General features: G+C 66.7%; 14 protein-coding genes. 3 read left to right on the forward strand and 11 right to left on the reverse strand.

Features of this window, described 5'->3' with window-relative positions:
- Positions 1-40 precede the first annotated feature (40 nt).
- The 3 genes from wrbA to ACESMO_RS09940 all read right to left on the reverse strand — a co-directional run bounded on the left by wrbA (position 41) and on the right by ACESMO_RS09940 (position 2,083).
- Positions 41-643 (reverse strand): NAD(P)H:quinone oxidoreductase, encoded by a 603-nt coding sequence (wrbA, locus tag ACESMO_RS09930; protein WP_372708000.1) that lies wholly within the window; start codon positions 641-643, stop codon positions 41-43.
- Between the two features lie 103 nt (positions 644-746).
- The gene (locus ACESMO_RS09935; protein WP_372708001.1) at positions 747-1,241 is read right to left on the reverse strand and encodes a hypothetical protein; all 495 of its coding nucleotides are present in this window, start codon (positions 1,239-1,241) and stop codon (positions 747-749) included.
- On the reverse strand, positions 1,205-2,083 hold the full coding sequence (locus ACESMO_RS09940) for a D-alanyl-D-alanine carboxypeptidase family protein (protein ID WP_372708002.1): 879 nt from the start codon (positions 2,081-2,083) through the stop codon (positions 1,205-1,207). The genes ACESMO_RS09935 and ACESMO_RS09940 overlap by 37 nt, the downstream gene beginning before the upstream one ends.
- Positions 2,084-2,225: 142 nt before the next feature.
- Here ACESMO_RS09940 and ACESMO_RS09945 point away from each other — a divergent pair, with 142 nt between their 5' ends.
- Both ACESMO_RS09945 and mazG read left to right on the forward strand, forming a co-directional pair.
- The gene (locus ACESMO_RS09945) at positions 2,226-3,647 is read left to right on the forward strand and encodes an MFS transporter (RefSeq protein WP_372708003.1); all 1,422 of its coding nucleotides are present in this window, start codon (positions 2,226-2,228) and stop codon (positions 3,645-3,647) included.
- Positions 3,644-4,456, forward strand: coding sequence for a nucleoside triphosphate pyrophosphohydrolase (mazG, locus tag ACESMO_RS09950; protein ID WP_372708004.1), 813 nt, complete (start codon positions 3,644-3,646; stop codon positions 4,454-4,456). Before ACESMO_RS09945 ends, mazG begins: the two co-directional genes overlap by 4 nt.
- A gap of 97 nt (positions 4,457-4,553) precedes the next feature.
- On the opposite strand, the gene ACESMO_RS09955 is transcribed toward mazG, so the two are convergent.
- The 7 genes from ACESMO_RS09955 to dusB all read right to left on the reverse strand — a co-directional run bounded on the left by ACESMO_RS09955 (position 4,554) and on the right by dusB (position 12,889).
- Entirely contained in the window at positions 4,554-5,174 is a 621-nt protein-coding gene (locus ACESMO_RS09955; RefSeq protein WP_372708005.1) for a hypothetical protein, read from the reverse strand.
- A gap of 288 nt (positions 5,175-5,462) precedes the next feature.
- Positions 5,463-6,776, reverse strand: a complete 1,314-nt coding sequence (hflX, locus tag ACESMO_RS09960) for a GTPase HflX (protein WP_372708052.1) — start codon at positions 6,774-6,776, stop codon at positions 5,463-5,465.
- A gap of 116 nt (positions 6,777-6,892) precedes the next feature.
- Positions 6,893-7,138, reverse strand: coding sequence for an RNA chaperone Hfq (hfq, locus tag ACESMO_RS09965; protein WP_372708006.1), 246 nt, complete (start codon positions 7,136-7,138; stop codon positions 6,893-6,895).
- A gap of 119 nt (positions 7,139-7,257) precedes the next feature.
- Entirely contained in the window at positions 7,258-8,121 is an 864-nt protein-coding gene (locus tag ACESMO_RS09970; protein WP_372708007.1) for a D-amino-acid transaminase, read from the reverse strand.
- Entirely contained in the window at positions 8,118-9,533 is a 1,416-nt protein-coding gene (locus ACESMO_RS09975; protein ID WP_372708008.1) for a sigma-54-dependent transcriptional regulator, read from the reverse strand. The genes ACESMO_RS09970 and ACESMO_RS09975 overlap by 4 nt, the downstream gene beginning before the upstream one ends.
- A gap of 9 nt (positions 9,534-9,542) precedes the next feature.
- Positions 9,543-11,840: an ATP-binding protein gene (locus ACESMO_RS09980; protein WP_372708009.1), complete on the reverse strand. Its 2,298-nt coding sequence runs from the start codon at positions 11,838-11,840 to the stop codon at positions 9,543-9,545.
- On the reverse strand, positions 11,837-12,889 hold the full coding sequence (dusB, locus tag ACESMO_RS09985) for a tRNA dihydrouridine synthase DusB (RefSeq protein ID WP_372708053.1): 1,053 nt from the start codon (positions 12,887-12,889) through the stop codon (positions 11,837-11,839). Before dusB ends, ACESMO_RS09980 begins: the two co-directional genes overlap by 4 nt.
- Before the next feature lie 63 nt (positions 12,890-12,952).
- On the opposite strand from dusB, the gene ACESMO_RS09990 reads away from it, so the two are divergent.
- Positions 12,953-14,104 (forward strand): bifunctional 2-C-methyl-D-erythritol 4-phosphate cytidylyltransferase/2-C-methyl-D-erythritol 2,4-cyclodiphosphate synthase, encoded by a 1,152-nt coding sequence (locus ACESMO_RS09990; RefSeq protein WP_372708010.1) that lies wholly within the window; start codon positions 12,953-12,955, stop codon positions 14,102-14,104.
- Between the two features lies 1 nt (position 14,105).
- Here ACESMO_RS09990 and ACESMO_RS09995 read toward each other — a convergent pair whose 3' ends face one another.
- Positions 14,106-16,403, reverse strand: coding sequence for a fused MFS/spermidine synthase (locus ACESMO_RS09995; RefSeq protein WP_372708011.1), 2,298 nt, complete (start codon positions 16,401-16,403; stop codon positions 14,106-14,108).
- Positions 16,404-16,410 lie beyond the last annotated feature (7 nt).

A 16,410-nucleotide genomic window follows, 5' to 3' on the forward strand; every position in this document is an offset into this window, starting at 1 on the left:
CCGATGACGTCGTTGAAGACCTCCGCGTCGCCGCCTCGGATCAGCCGACGAGCTTCTTCGCCGTCTCGGCCACATAGCGACCCTGCCAGCGGGCGCCTTCCAGTTCGTTCTCGCTGGGCATGCGCGAGCCGTCACCGCCCGTGATGGTCGTCGCTCCATAGGGCGAGCCGCCCGTGATCTCGTCGATCCGCGACTGACCGGCCCAGGCATAGGGCAGGCCCGCGATCAGCATGCCGTGGTGCATCAGGGTCTGGATCAGGCCAATCAGCGTCGTCTCCTGGCCACCGTGCTGGGTGGCGGTCGAAGTGAAGGCCGAACCGACCTTGCCAACCAGGGTCCCCTCCATCCAGACGCCGCCGGTCTGATCCCAGAAATTGCGCATCTGCGACGACGCGGTGCCGTAACGCGTGCCCGCGCCGATGATGACCGCGGCATAGTTTTCGAGGTCTGCCACCACGGCTATCGGCGCCGCCTGGTCCATTTTGTACCCGCTGGACTTCGCCAGCGCTTCGGGCACCAGTTCTGGTACGCGCTTGATGTCCACGGTCACGCCGTCCACTGACCGCGCGCCCTCGGCGATCGCTTCGGCCATGGTTTCGATGTGGCCGTAGGTGGAATGATACAGGACGAGAACCTTGGTCATCACGTGCTCCGCTGCGAAGGCTGCCTCGATTGGAAACCGCGCGTGTGGCTGACATGGCCTTCCGCAATGTGGGCGTAAGGTCCCGGTGGATTTGCTGGGGAAGCTAGCGCCGGGCCCCGAGTGGACAGACGCGATCATAGAAGGCCGCATCGCCCGGAACCGTTCCCCCCCGCGCCAAGCGAAAGCGGTGTTCGACCACCATGGCCTGCTGCTCGATGTTCAACCCGCCCCAATCGCAGTCCATGCCGACGGGGTATGAATAGGAGGCGGGACGGTCTCCTGCCCTGATCTTCCCGTTCAGCAGATTGATCCCCTGTTGGGCCTGCCAGATGTGGGTCAGTTCGTGGATCAGCACTGCCTGCAAGTTCAGCGGCGAGTAGGCGAAGTCTTCCGGCAAGCCATTACCGGGCCACAGAATCCAGTCCCGCCCGAACCAGCGACCCGGCACGAAGGCGCGGTCGAAAGGCCATGGCGTGCCGAGCAGCCGGATCGGATCGAGTTTCAGCCCGTCGCCGAACGCCCCCTCAGCCAAGACCCGCTCCCCCGCCGTCAGCGCCCGCATCATGGCCCGGCGTAGCCGCCCGTTGGGCTGACCCACTCCCAGTGCCAGGGCTCATAGACATAAGGGACGAAGCCGAATCGGCCGGCGTTGCGGACCAGCCAGCGATACGTCGCGCCGCGCGTCATGTGCAGGCGGCTTGGGGGCGAGGTGTTGTCGACGCCCAGTCCCTCGATCTGACCAACATAGAGATCGACCGCCGTCCCGGTGCGGTGAGGCGAACAGACGGCGCGGCGCAGGCCGTCGCAATTGCCCTGGGCCGAGCAACGGGCGGCGTCGGCCTCTGGATCGCGGAAACCCGAGAAGATCTGCAGCAGTTCCGGGTCAGCCGCGATCTCCGGGACCTCCGCGCGGGCGGCGGCGATCATCCGGCGGTAGGCGTCCAGAACGTCGCGGCGTAGCAGGCGCGTCAGCCGGTCGGCATGCTCCTCGGACTCGACCAGATAGCCGAGCTGATAAAGGGGCGGCGGATCGGGGCATGGCTCCTTGCGCACACGCGCCATGACGAAGGGTCGGGTTTCCTGCCAAAGACCGCGGAACACTTGGAACGTGGCCTGGTCGAAGATTCCACTCGCCGGCAATTGGTACGCCGTCTGGAATTCGGACAGGGCCCGCGCGAAGTCAGGTGAAATCGCGACACAGTCGGTTCCCAGCGTCTTCTGGATCAGCGGGACATAGGTCTCCCATCCCCATTCCACCGCTCCGAACGGCGACCATTCCAGCGAGTACAGGGAAATGCCGTTGGAGAAGGCCGGGCCGCCCCAGGCCGCGGTGTGAAAGTCGCACTGGCCTTGCTGACTCTGCGATTGCGCCGCCGCCTCACCACCCGCAAGAAGGGCGAGGGCGGCGCTCAGCGGCAGGAGGGCGCGGGGCAGTGACATGTTGTGAGGGTGACCCCAGCCGTGTGTTCGCCGCAAGGCCTTTAGGCGACCGCTTTAACCGAAGCTTCGCGGCTCGCGTGTCGAGCGTAAAATCGGCATGGTGCAGCCACGGTCGACTCGGGCCGGATCGCCGGACCCGACCATGACCGACGCCCCGACCGCTCCGCGCCGCAGCAACGGCGTTCTGGCCGCCTTCTCCGCCGCCTGCCTGCCCTATGCCGCGCTCGGCCTGCCGGTCTATGTCACCCTGCCCGAGTTCTACGCCAGCCATGTCGGCGTCGACCTGGCTGTGGTCGGTCTGGTGTTCCTGCTTATCCGCATGGCCGACATCGTCATCGATCCGGCCCTCGGCATGGTCATCGACCGCACCCACAGCCGCTTCGGCCGCTACCGCCTGTGGATGGGGCTGGCGGCACCGGTGCTGATGCTGGCAGTGGGCATGCTTTTCATGGCCCGACCAGGGGCCGGACCAGCCTATCTGACGCTGTGGCTGGTGGTGCTGTCGCTGGGCTTTTCGGTCAGCCTGCTGTCCCAGATCAGTTGGGCCTCGGCCCTGTCCTCCGACTATAACCAGCGGTCGCGAATCTACGGCTGGTGGCAGACCGCCAACATCATCGGGGTGCTCGCGGTGCTGATGATCCCGGTGCTCGTGCAGAACCTCGGGCTCGGCGACTATGCCCGCGCGGTGCAGTGGCAGGGGTGGTTCATCATCATCGCCCTGCCCGTCGCCCTGGCCGTGACCTTCGCCTTCACGCCCGAGCCGCCGCCCGGTCCACCGGCCTCGGCCGGGAACCGCTTTGGCTATCTGGCCCTGTTCCGCCGTCCGGTGATCCAGCGCCTTCTGGGTGCGGACCTGGCCCTGGGCGTCGCGCGCGGGGTGGTCGGGGCCCTGTTCTTCTATTTCTTCGAGGCCGCCCGCGGCTTCGAGCGCGCCGAGACCTCGATCCTGCTGCTGGTCTATTTCGTCTTCGGCCTGTTCGGCGCGCCGGTGTGGAGCTGGCTGGCGGTGAAGCTGGGCAAGCACCGGGCGCTGATCTGGGCCTGCGTCTATTTCGCGGTCACCCTGATGTTCGCCGCCTTCCTGGCCCCGGTTCTGGTCGGTCCGGCGCAGTCCGGGCTGGAGGCCTTGACCGGCGCCCCGGCCCCCTATGCCGACCTGCTGATGGCCGGGGTCATGGTCGCCCTGGTCGGTCTGGCCTTCGCCTCGGGCGACCTGCTGCTGCGGGCGATGATGGCCGACGTCAGCGATCAGGTGCGGCTGGATGACGGTGCCGACCGCACCGGCCTGCTGTTCTCGATCCTCACCGCCACCTCCAAACTGGGCTATGCCGTTTCGGTGCTGACTTTTGCCGGCCTGCAGATGGTCGGGTTCGACCCGGCCGTCGGCGGACAAAACTCGAGCCAGGCCCTGATGTGGCTGCAGATCATGTTCGCCGGCCTGCCGGCCCTGTGTCTGCTGCTGGCGGCGCTGGCGCTGCACCGCTATCCGCTGGATCAGGCGCGGCATGCCGAAATCCGAGCCGCCCTCGAAGCGCGCGCAACGACTCCGCAGGGGGGTTCATGACCGACGCCCGGCCACGCCCCATCGACCGCCTGAACGCTATCATGGCGCGGCTGCGCGACCCGGTCGGCGGCTGCCCGTGGGACGTGGAGCAGACCTTCGCCACCATCGCCCCCTACACCCTGGAAGAAACCTATGAGGTCGCCGACGCCATCGAGCGCGGCGACATGACCGATCTCGAAAGTGAACTGGGCGACCTGCTGTTCCAGGTCGTCTTCCATGCCCGCATGGCCGAGGAACAGGGGCTGTTCGGCTTCGACGATGTGGCCAATTCCATCGCCGACAAGCTGGAGCAGCGCCATCCGCACGTGTTCCCAAAGGACGGGCAACTCGAGGCCGCCAAACCCGACGGCGTGACCCAGAAGGCGCGCTGGGAAGACATCAAGGCCGCCGAACGCGTGGCCAAAGCCCAGCACGGCGTGCTGGACGACGTCCCCGTCGGCCTGCCCGCCCTCGCCCGCGCCGCCAAACTGACCAAACGCGCCGCCCGCGTCGGCTTTGACTGGCCCTCGACCGACGAGGTGTTCGAAAAGCTGCAAGAGGAGGTGGCGGAACTGCGCGTCGAGATCGCCGCCGGGGATCTGGACAAGGCCCGCGACGAGGTCGGCGACCTGCTGTTCGTGGTGGCCAATCTGGCGCGCAAACTGGGGGTCGAGCCGGAGGATGCACTGCGCGGGGCCAATGCCAAATTCTTGCGCCGGTTCGGGTTCATTGAGGCGGAACTGGCCAAGGACGGGCGGACGCCGGAACAGTCCGATCTGGCCGAAATGGACGGGCTTTGGGACGCGGCGAAGGCGGCGGAGCGGACGTAACCCCTCTCCCGGGGGGAGAGGGCTTGAGCGCACGGCGTAGCCGTCGTTCTGGCGCGAAAGGGTGAGGGTCGGCTGTGTCCGCCGTCCCTGCGACGGCTTACGCCGAAGGCCACACCCGACCCTCATCCGTCTCGCTACGCGAGCCACCTTCTCCCAATGGGAGAAGGGATTCTGAATGCGAATCGGACTCAGAAAAAACCGGGTGCAAGGAGTCCAATTCCTGAAGCACTGCGTTTGAACCTTCGGTCACCGCGTTCAACTTGTTGACTTTCTTACTCTCTACAACGATCATGGTCAGCGGTTCGCGACTGGACTCAATCCGGGGCGTCACGATGTCGGGCAACTCCGCCATGACGTGCGCGCGGGCGCGGTCGGCGAGCTTGTCGTAGACGCGCAGCCAGGTCGAGGCCTCGGACGCGCGGCCCATGCCCAGGGCGCGGCGGATGTTCAGGAAGGCCTCTTCTGCCAGATCGGCGAAGCTGACGGCGTCGTCGGGATGATATTCACCGGCCTCGGGCGGCGCGTCGCACACGGGCTGATCCATCCGCCGCCAGCCCCCGACCCGCGCATGCAGCCGAAACGAACTGAGCGACATGCCATACCGCTGGCAAATGTGCGTCGCCTTCACGCCTGCGAGATACTCCCGCCTGGCATGGTCCCAGTAGGTGCCGCCGAGGCCGTCGAGGTCGTCGGGATTGATCTGCGTGCTCATCGACATGGGGACAGCCTGACATGCGCCTACGGCAGAAACGGTCGTGGGGGCGGGTTCCCGGGAGAAAATGAGGCAAGTGGCCGCTGCATGGTCGGCTTGTGGCCTGGTTCATCCAGAATGCGGTTGGGCTGCGGGGCGTTCATGTGCGTCTTCGGCCGCAGGCCGAACAGGACGGATGGGGGAATTTTCGTGTTGAGGGCAAAGCAGGCAAGCAAAACTTCCCCCGTCGGTCCTGGATGACTGCGCGATCGACGGACCGCTTTCCTCCATGAATGATGGGGAAGGGCTAGCCGCCTAGCCGAACTGCCGCTCGAACCGCCCCAGCGCCGCCGGGTGCAGGCGCACCGTCACATGCGTCCGGCCCGCGGCGTCCGTCTCGCGCCCGGTCACCCGTCCGTTCTCGTAGAGCCAGGCCAGCGCCTCGCCCTTTGACGGGTCCAGCACCAGTTCGGTCTCCGGGTCGTCGTCGATCAGGCCGGCGATGACCTCGCGCAGGGCCTCGACCCCCTCCCCGGTCCAGGCCGAGACGGCGACCGCCTTGCCTTCGCGGGCCAGGCGTTCGGCCTGGCCCAGCACGGCCTCGCGCACGTCCTCGGCCAGCAGGTCGGTCTTGTTCCAGACCTCCAGCACACGGCGGGTCTTTCCCTCCGGCGTCTCGATCTGTTTCAGCACCGCCTCGACGTCCCTGGACTGGGCTTCGCTGTCGGCGCTGGCGATGTCGCGGACGTGCAGGATCAGGTCGGCCTCACCCACCTCTTCCAGCGTGGCGCGGAAGCTTTCGACCAGTTCGTGAGGCAGGTCGGAGATGAAGCCGACGGTGTCGGCCACGATGGCCGGCCGGCCCTGTGGCAGACGGATCGTCCGCTGGGTCGTGTCGAGAGTGGCGAACAGCAGGTCCTTGGCCACCACGTCCGAGCCGGTCAGCCGGTTGAACAGGGTCGACTTGCCGGCGTTGGTGTAGCCGACCAGGGCGATCGACGGGAACGGGACCTTCTGGCGCTGTTTGCGGTGCAGACCCCGCGTCCGGCGCACGTCGTCCAGCTCGACCTTCAGCTTGACGATCCGGTCGGCGATCAGGCGGCGGTCGAGTTCGATCTGGGTCTCGCCGGGGCCGCCCGTACTTCCGGTGCCGCCGCGTTGCCGCTCAAGGTGGGTCCAGGTGCGCACCAGCCGCGACTTCTCATAGTCCAGCCGGGCCAGTTCGACCTGCAGACGGCCTTCCTTGGTCCGGGCGCGGCGGCCGAAGATCTCGAGGATCAGGCCGGTGCGGTCGATGACCTTGCAGTCCCAGGCCTTTTCCAGATTGCGCTGCTGCACAGGCGACAGGTCGTCGTCGACGACCACGGCCTCGGCCTCGGCGGCGCGCACCAGGGCGGCCAGTTCCTCGACCTTGCCGGTGCCGAACAGGGTCGCGGGCGTAGGCTTGCGGACGCGTACGATCTCATCGGCGCGGACGTCGAGGTCCAGCGCCCGGGCCAGGCCGACGGCCTCTTCCAGACGTTCGACGGACTGACGCGAACTCTCGCTCGCGCCGAAGCCGGAGCGTTCGGGATGGATGACGACGGCCCGGATCAGGGGAACGGCGTGGTCGATGTGTTTGGAAGTCAGGGCCTGGGTCTCTGCGGGCTTTGGGTGAGGAATGCTAGTGAGCAAGAGGTGAGCAAGGATGGTGGCCGCCGCGGCTCACCTCCTGCTCACTAGCACTTTTCACGTCGGGCAACCGGTCAGTCCTCATCCGCCTCCGGCTCGTACATCTGCACGGGCACCGACGGCATGATGGTCGAGATGGCGTGCTTGTAGACCAGCTGGGCCTGGCCGTCGCGACGCAGCAGGACGCAGAAATTGTCGAACCAGGTCACGATGCCCTGCAACTTGACCCCGTTGACCAGGAAGATGGTCAGCGGCGTCTTTGTCTTGCGGACGCTGTTGAGGAAGGTGTCCTGAAGGTTTTTGGACTTGTCTTGCGACATGGCAGGTTCAGCCTGTTCTTGCTTGTTCTCCGGCCGAGGGAGCGGCGCGGGGCTGGATCGGATGTCCGGCGATCTCAGCATAAGCGTCAGCGCCGGGTGATCAAATTCATTCCGCCAGGTCAGACCGCGTCGCGTTTCGCCTGATCCAGATACAGGGTCCGCAGGCGGACCGTGATCGGGCCCGGCTTGCCGTTGCCGATCTTGACTCCGTCGATCGACACCGCCGGCATGACGAAGGCACCGGCGGCGGTGAAGAAGGCCTCTTTCGCCCGCTTGGCCTCATCGACGCTGAACGGCCGTTCGTCCAGTTCGACCCCCTCCGCCTCAATCAAGGCCATGATCGCCGTGCGAGTGATGCCTTTCAGGATGTTGGCCTGGGTGTCCCGCGTCCGCAGCTTGCCGTTCTCGTCGACGATCCAAGCGTTGGTCGATGAGCCCTCGGTGACCAGCCCCATCTCGTCGACCATCCATGCCTCATAGGCACCGCGCTCGCGGGCAGCCTGTTTGGCCAGAACATTGGGCAAAAGGCCCACGGTCTTGATGTCGCAGCGGCCCCAGCGGATGTCGGGCACGGTGACGACGGCCACGCCCCTTTTCGCCGTCGCTTCGCTAAGGGCCGCGCTGATGGATTTCGCCGTGACGACGACGCTGGGCGGCGTACCCTCGGCCGGGAAGGGATGGTCGCGCCGCGCCGTTCCGCGCGTGACCTGCAGATAGACGATGCCGTCGCGGACCCGGTTGCGCCGGACGGTCTCCTTCAGCACCCGCGTCAGGGCTTCGCCGCTCATCGGAATGTCGATCCGCAGCTCGGTCAGACTGCGGTGCAGACGCGTCATGTGACCGTCGAAGTCGGCCAGTCGACCGTCGAACACCGACCAGACCTCGTAGACGCCGTCGGCGAACTGGAAGCCACGATCCTCGACATGGATCGTGGCCTGGCCGTGCGCCACGTACTGGCCATTGACGTAGGCGACGCGGCTCATGCCCCGACGATCTCCTCGATGTCCTCGTCGCCGCCGCGCGCCGGGGACACGCCCAGCGACTTCAGCTTGCGGTGCAGAGCCGACCTCTCCATGCCGATGAAAGCCGCCGTGCGCGAGATGTTGCCGCCGAAGCGCATGATCTGGGCCGTGAGATAATCACGCTCGAAGACCTCTCGGGCCTCGCGCAGCGGCAGGGCGATGATCCGCTCGGTGCCCAGCGTTCCCGTCGAATTGGCGTTGGTCGCCTCCTGCGGCAGCATGTCGGCGCTGATCGGCTCATTGACGTCGCCGGTGGCCAGGATCAGCAGCCGCTCGACATTGTTGCGCAGCTGACGAACGTTGCCCGGCCAGGGATGCACCTGCAGCACGGCGATGGCGTCGTCGCCCAGTCGTCTCCTGGTCAGCCCTTGCGACGCCGACAGGGTGTCGATGAAATACTCGACCAGCTCGACAATGTCCTCGCGCCGTTCCGACAGGGCCGGCACGCGGATCGGCACGACATTCAGGCGGTGGAACAGGTCCTCGCGGAACCGCCCTTCGGTGATCTCGTGTTTCAGGTCGCGGGAGGTCGAGGTCACGACGCGCACGTCGACCTGCACGTCCTGTTCGCCACCGACGCGGCGGAACCGCTGCTCGACAAGCACGCGCAGGATACGGCTCTGGCTCTCGCGCGGCATGTCGCCGACGTCGTCGAGATACAGGGTGCCATTGTGCGCGCGCTCGAAGACACCGATCTTGCGCGGGCGGCCGTCGTGTCCTTCCTCGCCGAACAGCTCCAGGTCCAGGCGTTCGGGCGTCATGCCGGCGGCGGCGATGGCGACAAACTCCCCGCGCGAACGGGCGCTGGCCTCGTGGATCTGACGCGCGACCAGCTCCTTGCCCGATCCCGGCGGGCCGGAAACCAGCACACGGCTGTTGGCCGGCGCGACCTTGGCGATGGTGTTGCGCAGGGTTTGGGCGGCGGTGGAGCGTCCGATGAAGCCGGTCGGCGCCGCGACCTGAGCCCGCAGCCGTCGGTTCTCTCGCTTCAACGCCGTGGCTTCCAGCGCGCGCTGCACGACGACAACCAACCGATCGGATTTGAAAGGCTTTTCGATGAAATCATAAGCGCCGCGCTGCAGCGCCGTGACTGCCGTCTCGATATTGCCGTGACCCGAGATCATCACGACCGGCAGATCGGGGTCCAGAGCCTTGATGACATCCAGAAGCTCAAGGCCGTCCAGCCCTCCGCCCTGCATCCAGATGTCCAGCAGCGCCAGCGACGGCTTGCGCGCCCGGATCGCCGCCAGCGCCTCGTCGGAGTTTGACGCCACACGCACGGCGTGGCCCTCGTCCTCCAGCAGGCCCGAGACCAGCTCGCGGATATCCGCCTCGTCGTCGACGACCAGAATGTCGGCTCCCGTGGATCGCATGACGCCTCGCTATTGGACCCGCGCGGTCGCGGCCCGGGACACCTTGGCGTCTCGAAGCCCGCTCGCGGCGGCCGGTTGCACTGGGGATTTCAATGGGAAGATCAGGCACACGCGCGCGCCTGACAGGAGTTCGGCGTCGGCCAGCTTCAGCTCTCCGCCGTGTTCTTCGCAAATGCGTTTGACGATGGCGAGGCCCAGGCCGGTGCCCTTCTCGCGGGTCGTCACATAGGGTTCGGTCAACCGGTCACGGTCCTTGGCGGGCAGGCCGATACCGTCGTCCTCGATGATGAAGGTCGCATTGTCGTCGTCGATGGTCAGGCGCGCCGATATGCCCGGACGCTCACCGTCACCGTCTTTCGGCGCGATGGCCCGCCGGGCAGCCACGGCCTCGCCCGCGTTCTTGAGGATATTGGCCAGCGCCTGACCGACCATCGGTCGATCCGCCTGCATCATGACCTCCGGCAAAGGGTCGATCAGGGCGACGCCGATGTCGGCCGCCGCCACGCGCTGAGCGAACACCGCCTCCCGCAGCAGCTCGGCCGGGTGCACCGGCGTGAAGCGCGGCGCGGGCATACGGGTGAATGACGAGAATTCGTCCACCATCCGACCGATGTCGCCCACCTGACGAATGATGGTCTCGGTGCAGCGATCGAACACCTCGACGTCGTCTCCGACTTGTTTGCGATAGCGCCGCCGCAACCGCTCGGCCGACAGCTGGATCGGCGTCAGTGGGTTCTTGATCTCGTGCGCGATGCGCCGCGCCACGTCCCGCCAGGCCGCGTTGCGCTGGGCCGTCACCAGTCGGGTGATGTCGTCGAAGGTCAGCACCATCTCGCCCCCGACACCGCCTTCAATGCGGACGCGCAGCCGTCGGGTCTCGCCGTCGCGGATGACGTCGATCTCTTCCTCGATGTGGGCCTCGGCGCGGCCGGCCAGTTCGCTGAGTTCCGGCGCGGCCTTGCCCAGGGGCTGACCGATGATCTCAGCGTCGGCCGACAGACCCAGCAGTTCCACCGCACTGTCGTTGATGGCCGATACCCGCCGCTGCTTGTCGACGCCGATGACGCCGGCGGACACACCGGACAGCACGGTCTCGATGAACAGGGTCCGCCCGGTTGCCTCCTCACTGGCGGTCCTCAACGCCGCCTGCTGCGCCTCCAGATCGCCGGTCATGCGGTTGAAGGCGGCGGTCAGCGCCTTGATCTCGCCGGGCCCCTCATCTCCCACGACACGCGCCGTCAGATCACCGCCGGCGACGCGGTCCGCCGCCTCGACCAGCCGGCCGATGGGGGCCGAGATCGCGCTGGCCGCCGACATGCCCAGCCAGATGGCGCCTACCAGCACCAGCAGGGCGGTCTCGAGATAGCTGAGGGCGAACGCCGCCTGAATACGCTCCCGGCTCTCCTTCGCTTCTCGATAGGCGACGATCGATTCCTCAGCGTTCCTGAGCGTGGAGATCAGCCCCGGCTGCAAGGGCCGGACGACATACAGGAACACGTTGCCATAGTCCGGCAGTGGATAGATGACGCGAAGGGCATCAGGATTCTCCGTTACGGCACCCGGTGCCGTCTCTCCTTCGATAGCGATCTCCAGATCCGTTCTGGACGGCGCGAGATAGGGCGGCGCGCCTGCAATCTCTGTCTGAGCAAGGACATTGCCCCGCTCGTCGATGATGTAGAGTGCTGGATAGCCGAAGAAGTCAGCGATCTGCGACAACGACTGGGAAAACCAGATGCGGTCCTCAAAACCGGATCGAACTTCTGGCGCGCTCAACGCGTTGGCGATCGCCTCGAGGTCCGAGTTCACCGTCAGGTTGACGTCCCTCACGTAGGCGCGCCCTATGCCAGCTCCGTTCTCGACCGCCGACTGAACATTGTCGCTGAACCACTGATCAACGCCCCGGTTGACCAGCACGCCAAACACCAGCGCGATCAGCACCGCCGGCACCAGGGCGACCAGCGAGAACATCGTCACAAACCGCAGATGCAGACGCGCGCCTGCATCCGTCCGACGCTGGAATAACGTAAAGGCGCGGCGCCCAACGATGAAAACCAGTGCCAGGATGAGCAGCAGATTGACCAGGAGAATGGCCATCACGGCCCGGCTGGCCGTCGCGCGAGCCCCCTCCCCGCTGACGCCCGGCGCGGCGGCGACCAACCAGATGGCGGCGGCCGTGATCAGAAGGGCCACGGCATAGGCAATCAGGAAGGCGTTGCGTCGTCTGTCGTCAGACCAGCCGGAGAACCAGCGCGCCGGGCCTTGCGGTCCGGCGGCGGCAGGCTCAGCGGCGGTAGGCGCTTGCGTCATGCCTTTCCAGCTTCGACCAACTGTGACTTGATTTCAACAGCCGAGTTGCCAGAAAGCGTCACATTGAGCCACAGGGCGGTCAACTCTCGTTTGATGTCCGAAGCCTCGTCCAACCTGCACAGGTGCGACTTGGCGGCGCGTCGGTCGAGCGGATCGGCTGGCCATGGTGCCTGTTCCACATACCAGCCGAGGTGTTTGCGAAACATCTTCAGCCCCAGTGGCATGCCGTAGAAGTCGATCGAGGCGTCGAGATGCGCCAGGACGATACCCAACCGAGCGTCAACGCCGGGTTCATCGAGCACTGTCCCGTCCGCCAGCGCGCGCTCCAAATGTGCCGCCAGCCACGGACGGCCATAGACGCCCCGGCCCAGCATCAGGGCATCAGCGCCCGACTGTTTCAGCGCCTCGCGCGCGTCCTCGGCGTTCAGGATGTCGCCGTTGACGATGACAGGTATTCCAACCGCCGCCTTGACCTCGCCCACAGCCACCCAGTCTGCGCGACCTGTGTAGAACTGCTGGCGCGTGCGGCCGTGAACGGTGACAGCCTTGATTCCAATGGCCTCGGCTCGTTTCGCCAGTTCGGCCGCATTGCGGTGGGCGTCGTCCCAGCCCAGGCGCATCTTCACGGTTACGGGACGGCTGGTGGCTTTCACCGCCGCCTCCATCAGGCGACAGGCCAGATCCGGCGTTCGCATCAAGGCCGAGCCGCAGGCCGAGCCCGTGACCTCCTTGGCGGGGCAGCCGAAATTCAGGTCGATGATGTCCGCGCCGGCCTGTTCGGCCATGCGTGTGCCCTCCGCCATGATCGCGGGATCGCGCCCCACCAGCTGGATGACGGTCAGGGGAAGGCCGTCGCCGACGGCGGCGCGGCGTACCACGTCGGGTCGTCCGCGCGCCAGCTCGGCCGAGGCCACCATCTCGGTCGCGACATAGGCCGCGCCCAGCCGACAGGCCAGCCGGCGGAACGGCAGGTCGGTGATACCGGTCATGGGGGCGGTCAGCACCCGTCCGGGCACCCACACGTCGCCGATTTGCAAACCTGTCTTCATCGGCCCCTTACCGCGCCGCATCTCCCTCTCGTCAAGCCTGACCACGGCGATTAGAAGGCCTGGATGATCAGATCACTTCCCCCCTTCGCCGCCGTCGTCGTCGCCGCCGGCTCGGGTATGCGCGCGGGCGGTGCCAAGCAATGGCGCAGCCTTGCGGGCAAGCCTGTGGTCCGCTGGTCGATCGAGGCGCTGCTCGACGGCGGTGCGGAGGACCTCGTCCTAGTCGTCGCGCCCGAAGCCCGTCCGGACGCCGAGGCGTGTCTGTCCGACCTGACGGGATGGCGGTTGGCTGACGGCGGCGCGACGCGGGCGGATTCGGTCCGTAACGGACTGGAAGCGCTCGGTGGGCCGGAGACTCGAGCCGTGCTGGTCCACGACGCTGCGCGGCCCTTGCTCACTGCGTCCGTGATTGGTCGCGTCTTGCACGCGTTGGAGGACGCCGACGGTGCCCTGCCCGCCTTGCCGGTGGCCGACAGCCTGCGCCGCGCGACCGACGGGGTGATGGCGGGCGCGGTGAATCGCGAGGCCCTGTGGCGCGCCCAGACTCCCCAGGCCTTCCGGTTTCGGACACTCGTCGATGCCTATGCCGCCTGGCCCACGGGCGAGACCGCGACCGATGAGGCGACCGTGGTCGAGCGCGCCGGCGGCCGGGTGCGCATCGTCGAAGGCGACGCCCGCCTGCTAAAACTTACCTACCCTGAGGATTTCGCCATGGCCGAAGCGCTCATTCCCCGACAGATTCGCGTCGGTCAGGGCTTTGACGCCCACCGCTGGGGTCCCGGGACCTCGGTCTGGCTCTGCGGCGTCGAGATCGCCCATGACCAGACCCTGATCGGCCATTCCGACGCTGACGCCGGACTGCACGCCCTCACCGACGCCATCCTCGGCGCCATGGGCGATGGCGACATCGGCGATCATTTCCCGCCCACCGATCCGCAGTGGAAGGGCGCGTCGTCCGACCTGTTCCTGATCCATGCGGTGGAACGGTTGACGGCGCGTGGCGGTCGTCTGGTCAATGTCGACGTCACCCTGATCTGCGAGCGCCCCAAGGTGAAGCCGCACCGTCAGGCCATGCGCGAGCGGCTGGCGGCCCTGCTGTCGCTTCCGCTCGACGCCGTCAGCGTCAAGGCCACGACGACCGAGGCCATGGGCTTCACCGGGCGCGGCGAAGGGTTGGCGGCCCAGGCGTTGGCCACCATCGAGCTGCCGGCTTGACCTACATCGGGCGTTCGGGCGGCGGATTAAAGGTTCGCCATAACGCTCCGAATAGATTGACATAGTCGTCGGTCCAGGGCTGGACCGTGGCCTTGGGCGAGGCCGTCCAGTCGGGGTTCGTCCTGAAGTCGGCCAGTCCCTGCTCCGTCGGCGATATGATCACCGCTTCGGTGGACGCCACCGCCATGTCGGGCCGACTGTCGTCCTCAAGGTACAGGGCGTGCATGCTCGGCTTGCCGAGCGCATTGGCCGCGGCGATGGCCGGCAGAGTGATGTCCAGGTTTCGGTTCGACAGATGCAGCAGGACGACGCCGGTCGGTTTCACCAGCCGCAGATAACCCTCGATCGCCTCGATGGTCATCAGGTGCGTCGGCACGGCGTCCGAAGAGAAGGCGTCGATGATCAAGAGGTCATAGCTTCCGACCGGCTCTTTCGCGAGCGTCAGCCGGGCATCGCCCAGCACCGTCTTGATGTCGCCAACGGCGCAGGTCGAGATGTAGGTGAACCAGCGCGGGTCGCGCGACAGCCGATCGACCATGGGGTCGATCTCGAAGAAGGTCATCTGATCTTCGGCGCGCTTGTAGGCGGCCATTGCGCCTGAGCCCTGCCCGACGACGCCGATGTTGGCTGGACCCCGCGCCGCGATGATCTCGGCCGCCTGACCGATGGGCGTGACACGGTCGTAGTAGAGAACGGGTTGGCAATCGAACCGCTCGTCGCGGGCTTGCGCTCCATGCAGGGTGGTCCCGTGCATCATCACATGGACATCGCCGCCCATCCGTGGGTCCTGCGTGTTGGCCACCCGCATCACGCCGAAGAAGCTGCGTTCCGAATAGCCCCAGTCATAGCCGCGCGCGACGTACTGGGCCGAGAGGGTGATCATCACCAGTGTGGCCGTGAAGGCCAGGGCGCGGTCTCTCAGCAGGAAGGCGCAGATAGCGGCCGGGGCCAGGATGATCATGCCCAGTTGCGAGAAGGTGGTGCCGGGCACCATCCGGTAAAAGGCGGCGCGGGCGTCGTCGTCTGCCGTCAGCCACATCGACAAAACGACGGGAAGCAGGCAGAGGGCCGCCGCCGCCACAAGGGTGCCGACTTCCTCGCCACGCAGCCGCCCACGACCCCAGGGGCGGACCAGTCCGACAAGGACCAGCACCAGTGGATACTCCCAGACCATGTTGAAGATCACGGGTGCCAGCAGAGCCGTGAAGGCACCACCGACCACGCCGCCCAGCGACATCAGCAGGTAGAATTCCGTCAACCGGTCTGGTGCGGGGCGTCGCGACGCCAGGATCTGGTGGCACATCAGGGTGGCGAAGAAGAAGGCCAGCAGGTGCAGCGGGAAGGCGATAAACCAGTCCAGCGAGCGGAATGCCACGATGACGACGCACAGCGCCCCGACCGCGCCCTGGATGATCAGCGTCACGTTCAGCGGAATCCACGGCCTGTTCTGGAAGGCGATGACGAACGTCAGCAGATAGAGCGCCAGCGGCGCGACCCACAGGAAGGGCGCGGAGGCCACATCCGTCGACAGGTGGGCGGTGACCCCCAACATCAGGCTGGACGGCGCGGCGGCCAACAGGACGAGGATGGCCTTGTCGCGCCAGGTCATGGGCGCGCTATGGGCCAGGGGCGCAGGCTCGGCCGAGCGATCAAGTCTTCGGCTCCAGACCACGGCGGCCAGCGCCACGACCATCATCATGAACACCGCGTAGCCGCCGCTCCACCCGAGCCGCTGGGCCGAGAGGGTCGAAAGCGGCTCGATCAGCAGCGGATAGGACAGCAGAGCCAGGAAGCTGCCGAGATTTGAAGCGGCATAGAGGACGTAAGGGTTCTGGCCGTCGGCATATCCCGCCCGGACGCGCGCATACCAGGCCTGAAGCAGCGGCGCCGTCGCCGACAGCACCGCGAACGGCGCGCCGACCGAGAGTGCCAGCGTGGCCAGAAGCCAGCCGATCGGAGCCGATGGATTGGGTTCGCCCATCAGGGCGTTAATCTGCAGCGGCAGGAAGAAGGCTGCGGCCAGCAGCAGGACCAGATGGATCGCCACCTGCAGCTTGATCGACCCGACCCGCTGCAAGGCGTGCGCATAGCCGTATCCGGCCAGCAACGCCGTCTGGAAGAAGACCATCGCCGTGTTCCACACCGCCGGCGATCCGCCGAGCATCGGCAGAACCAGCTTGGTCACCATCGGCTGGACCACAAAGACCAGCGAAGCCGAGGTGAAGATGGTGACGGCGAAAAGGAAAGGCGTGAGGCGGTCGCCGGTTTTCGCGCCGGTGTCCATGGTGGTGTCGCTCATGCCCGCC

The organism is Brevundimonas sp. (assembly GCF_041688735.1).
Lineage (GTDB): Bacteria > Pseudomonadota > Alphaproteobacteria > Caulobacterales > Caulobacteraceae > Brevundimonas.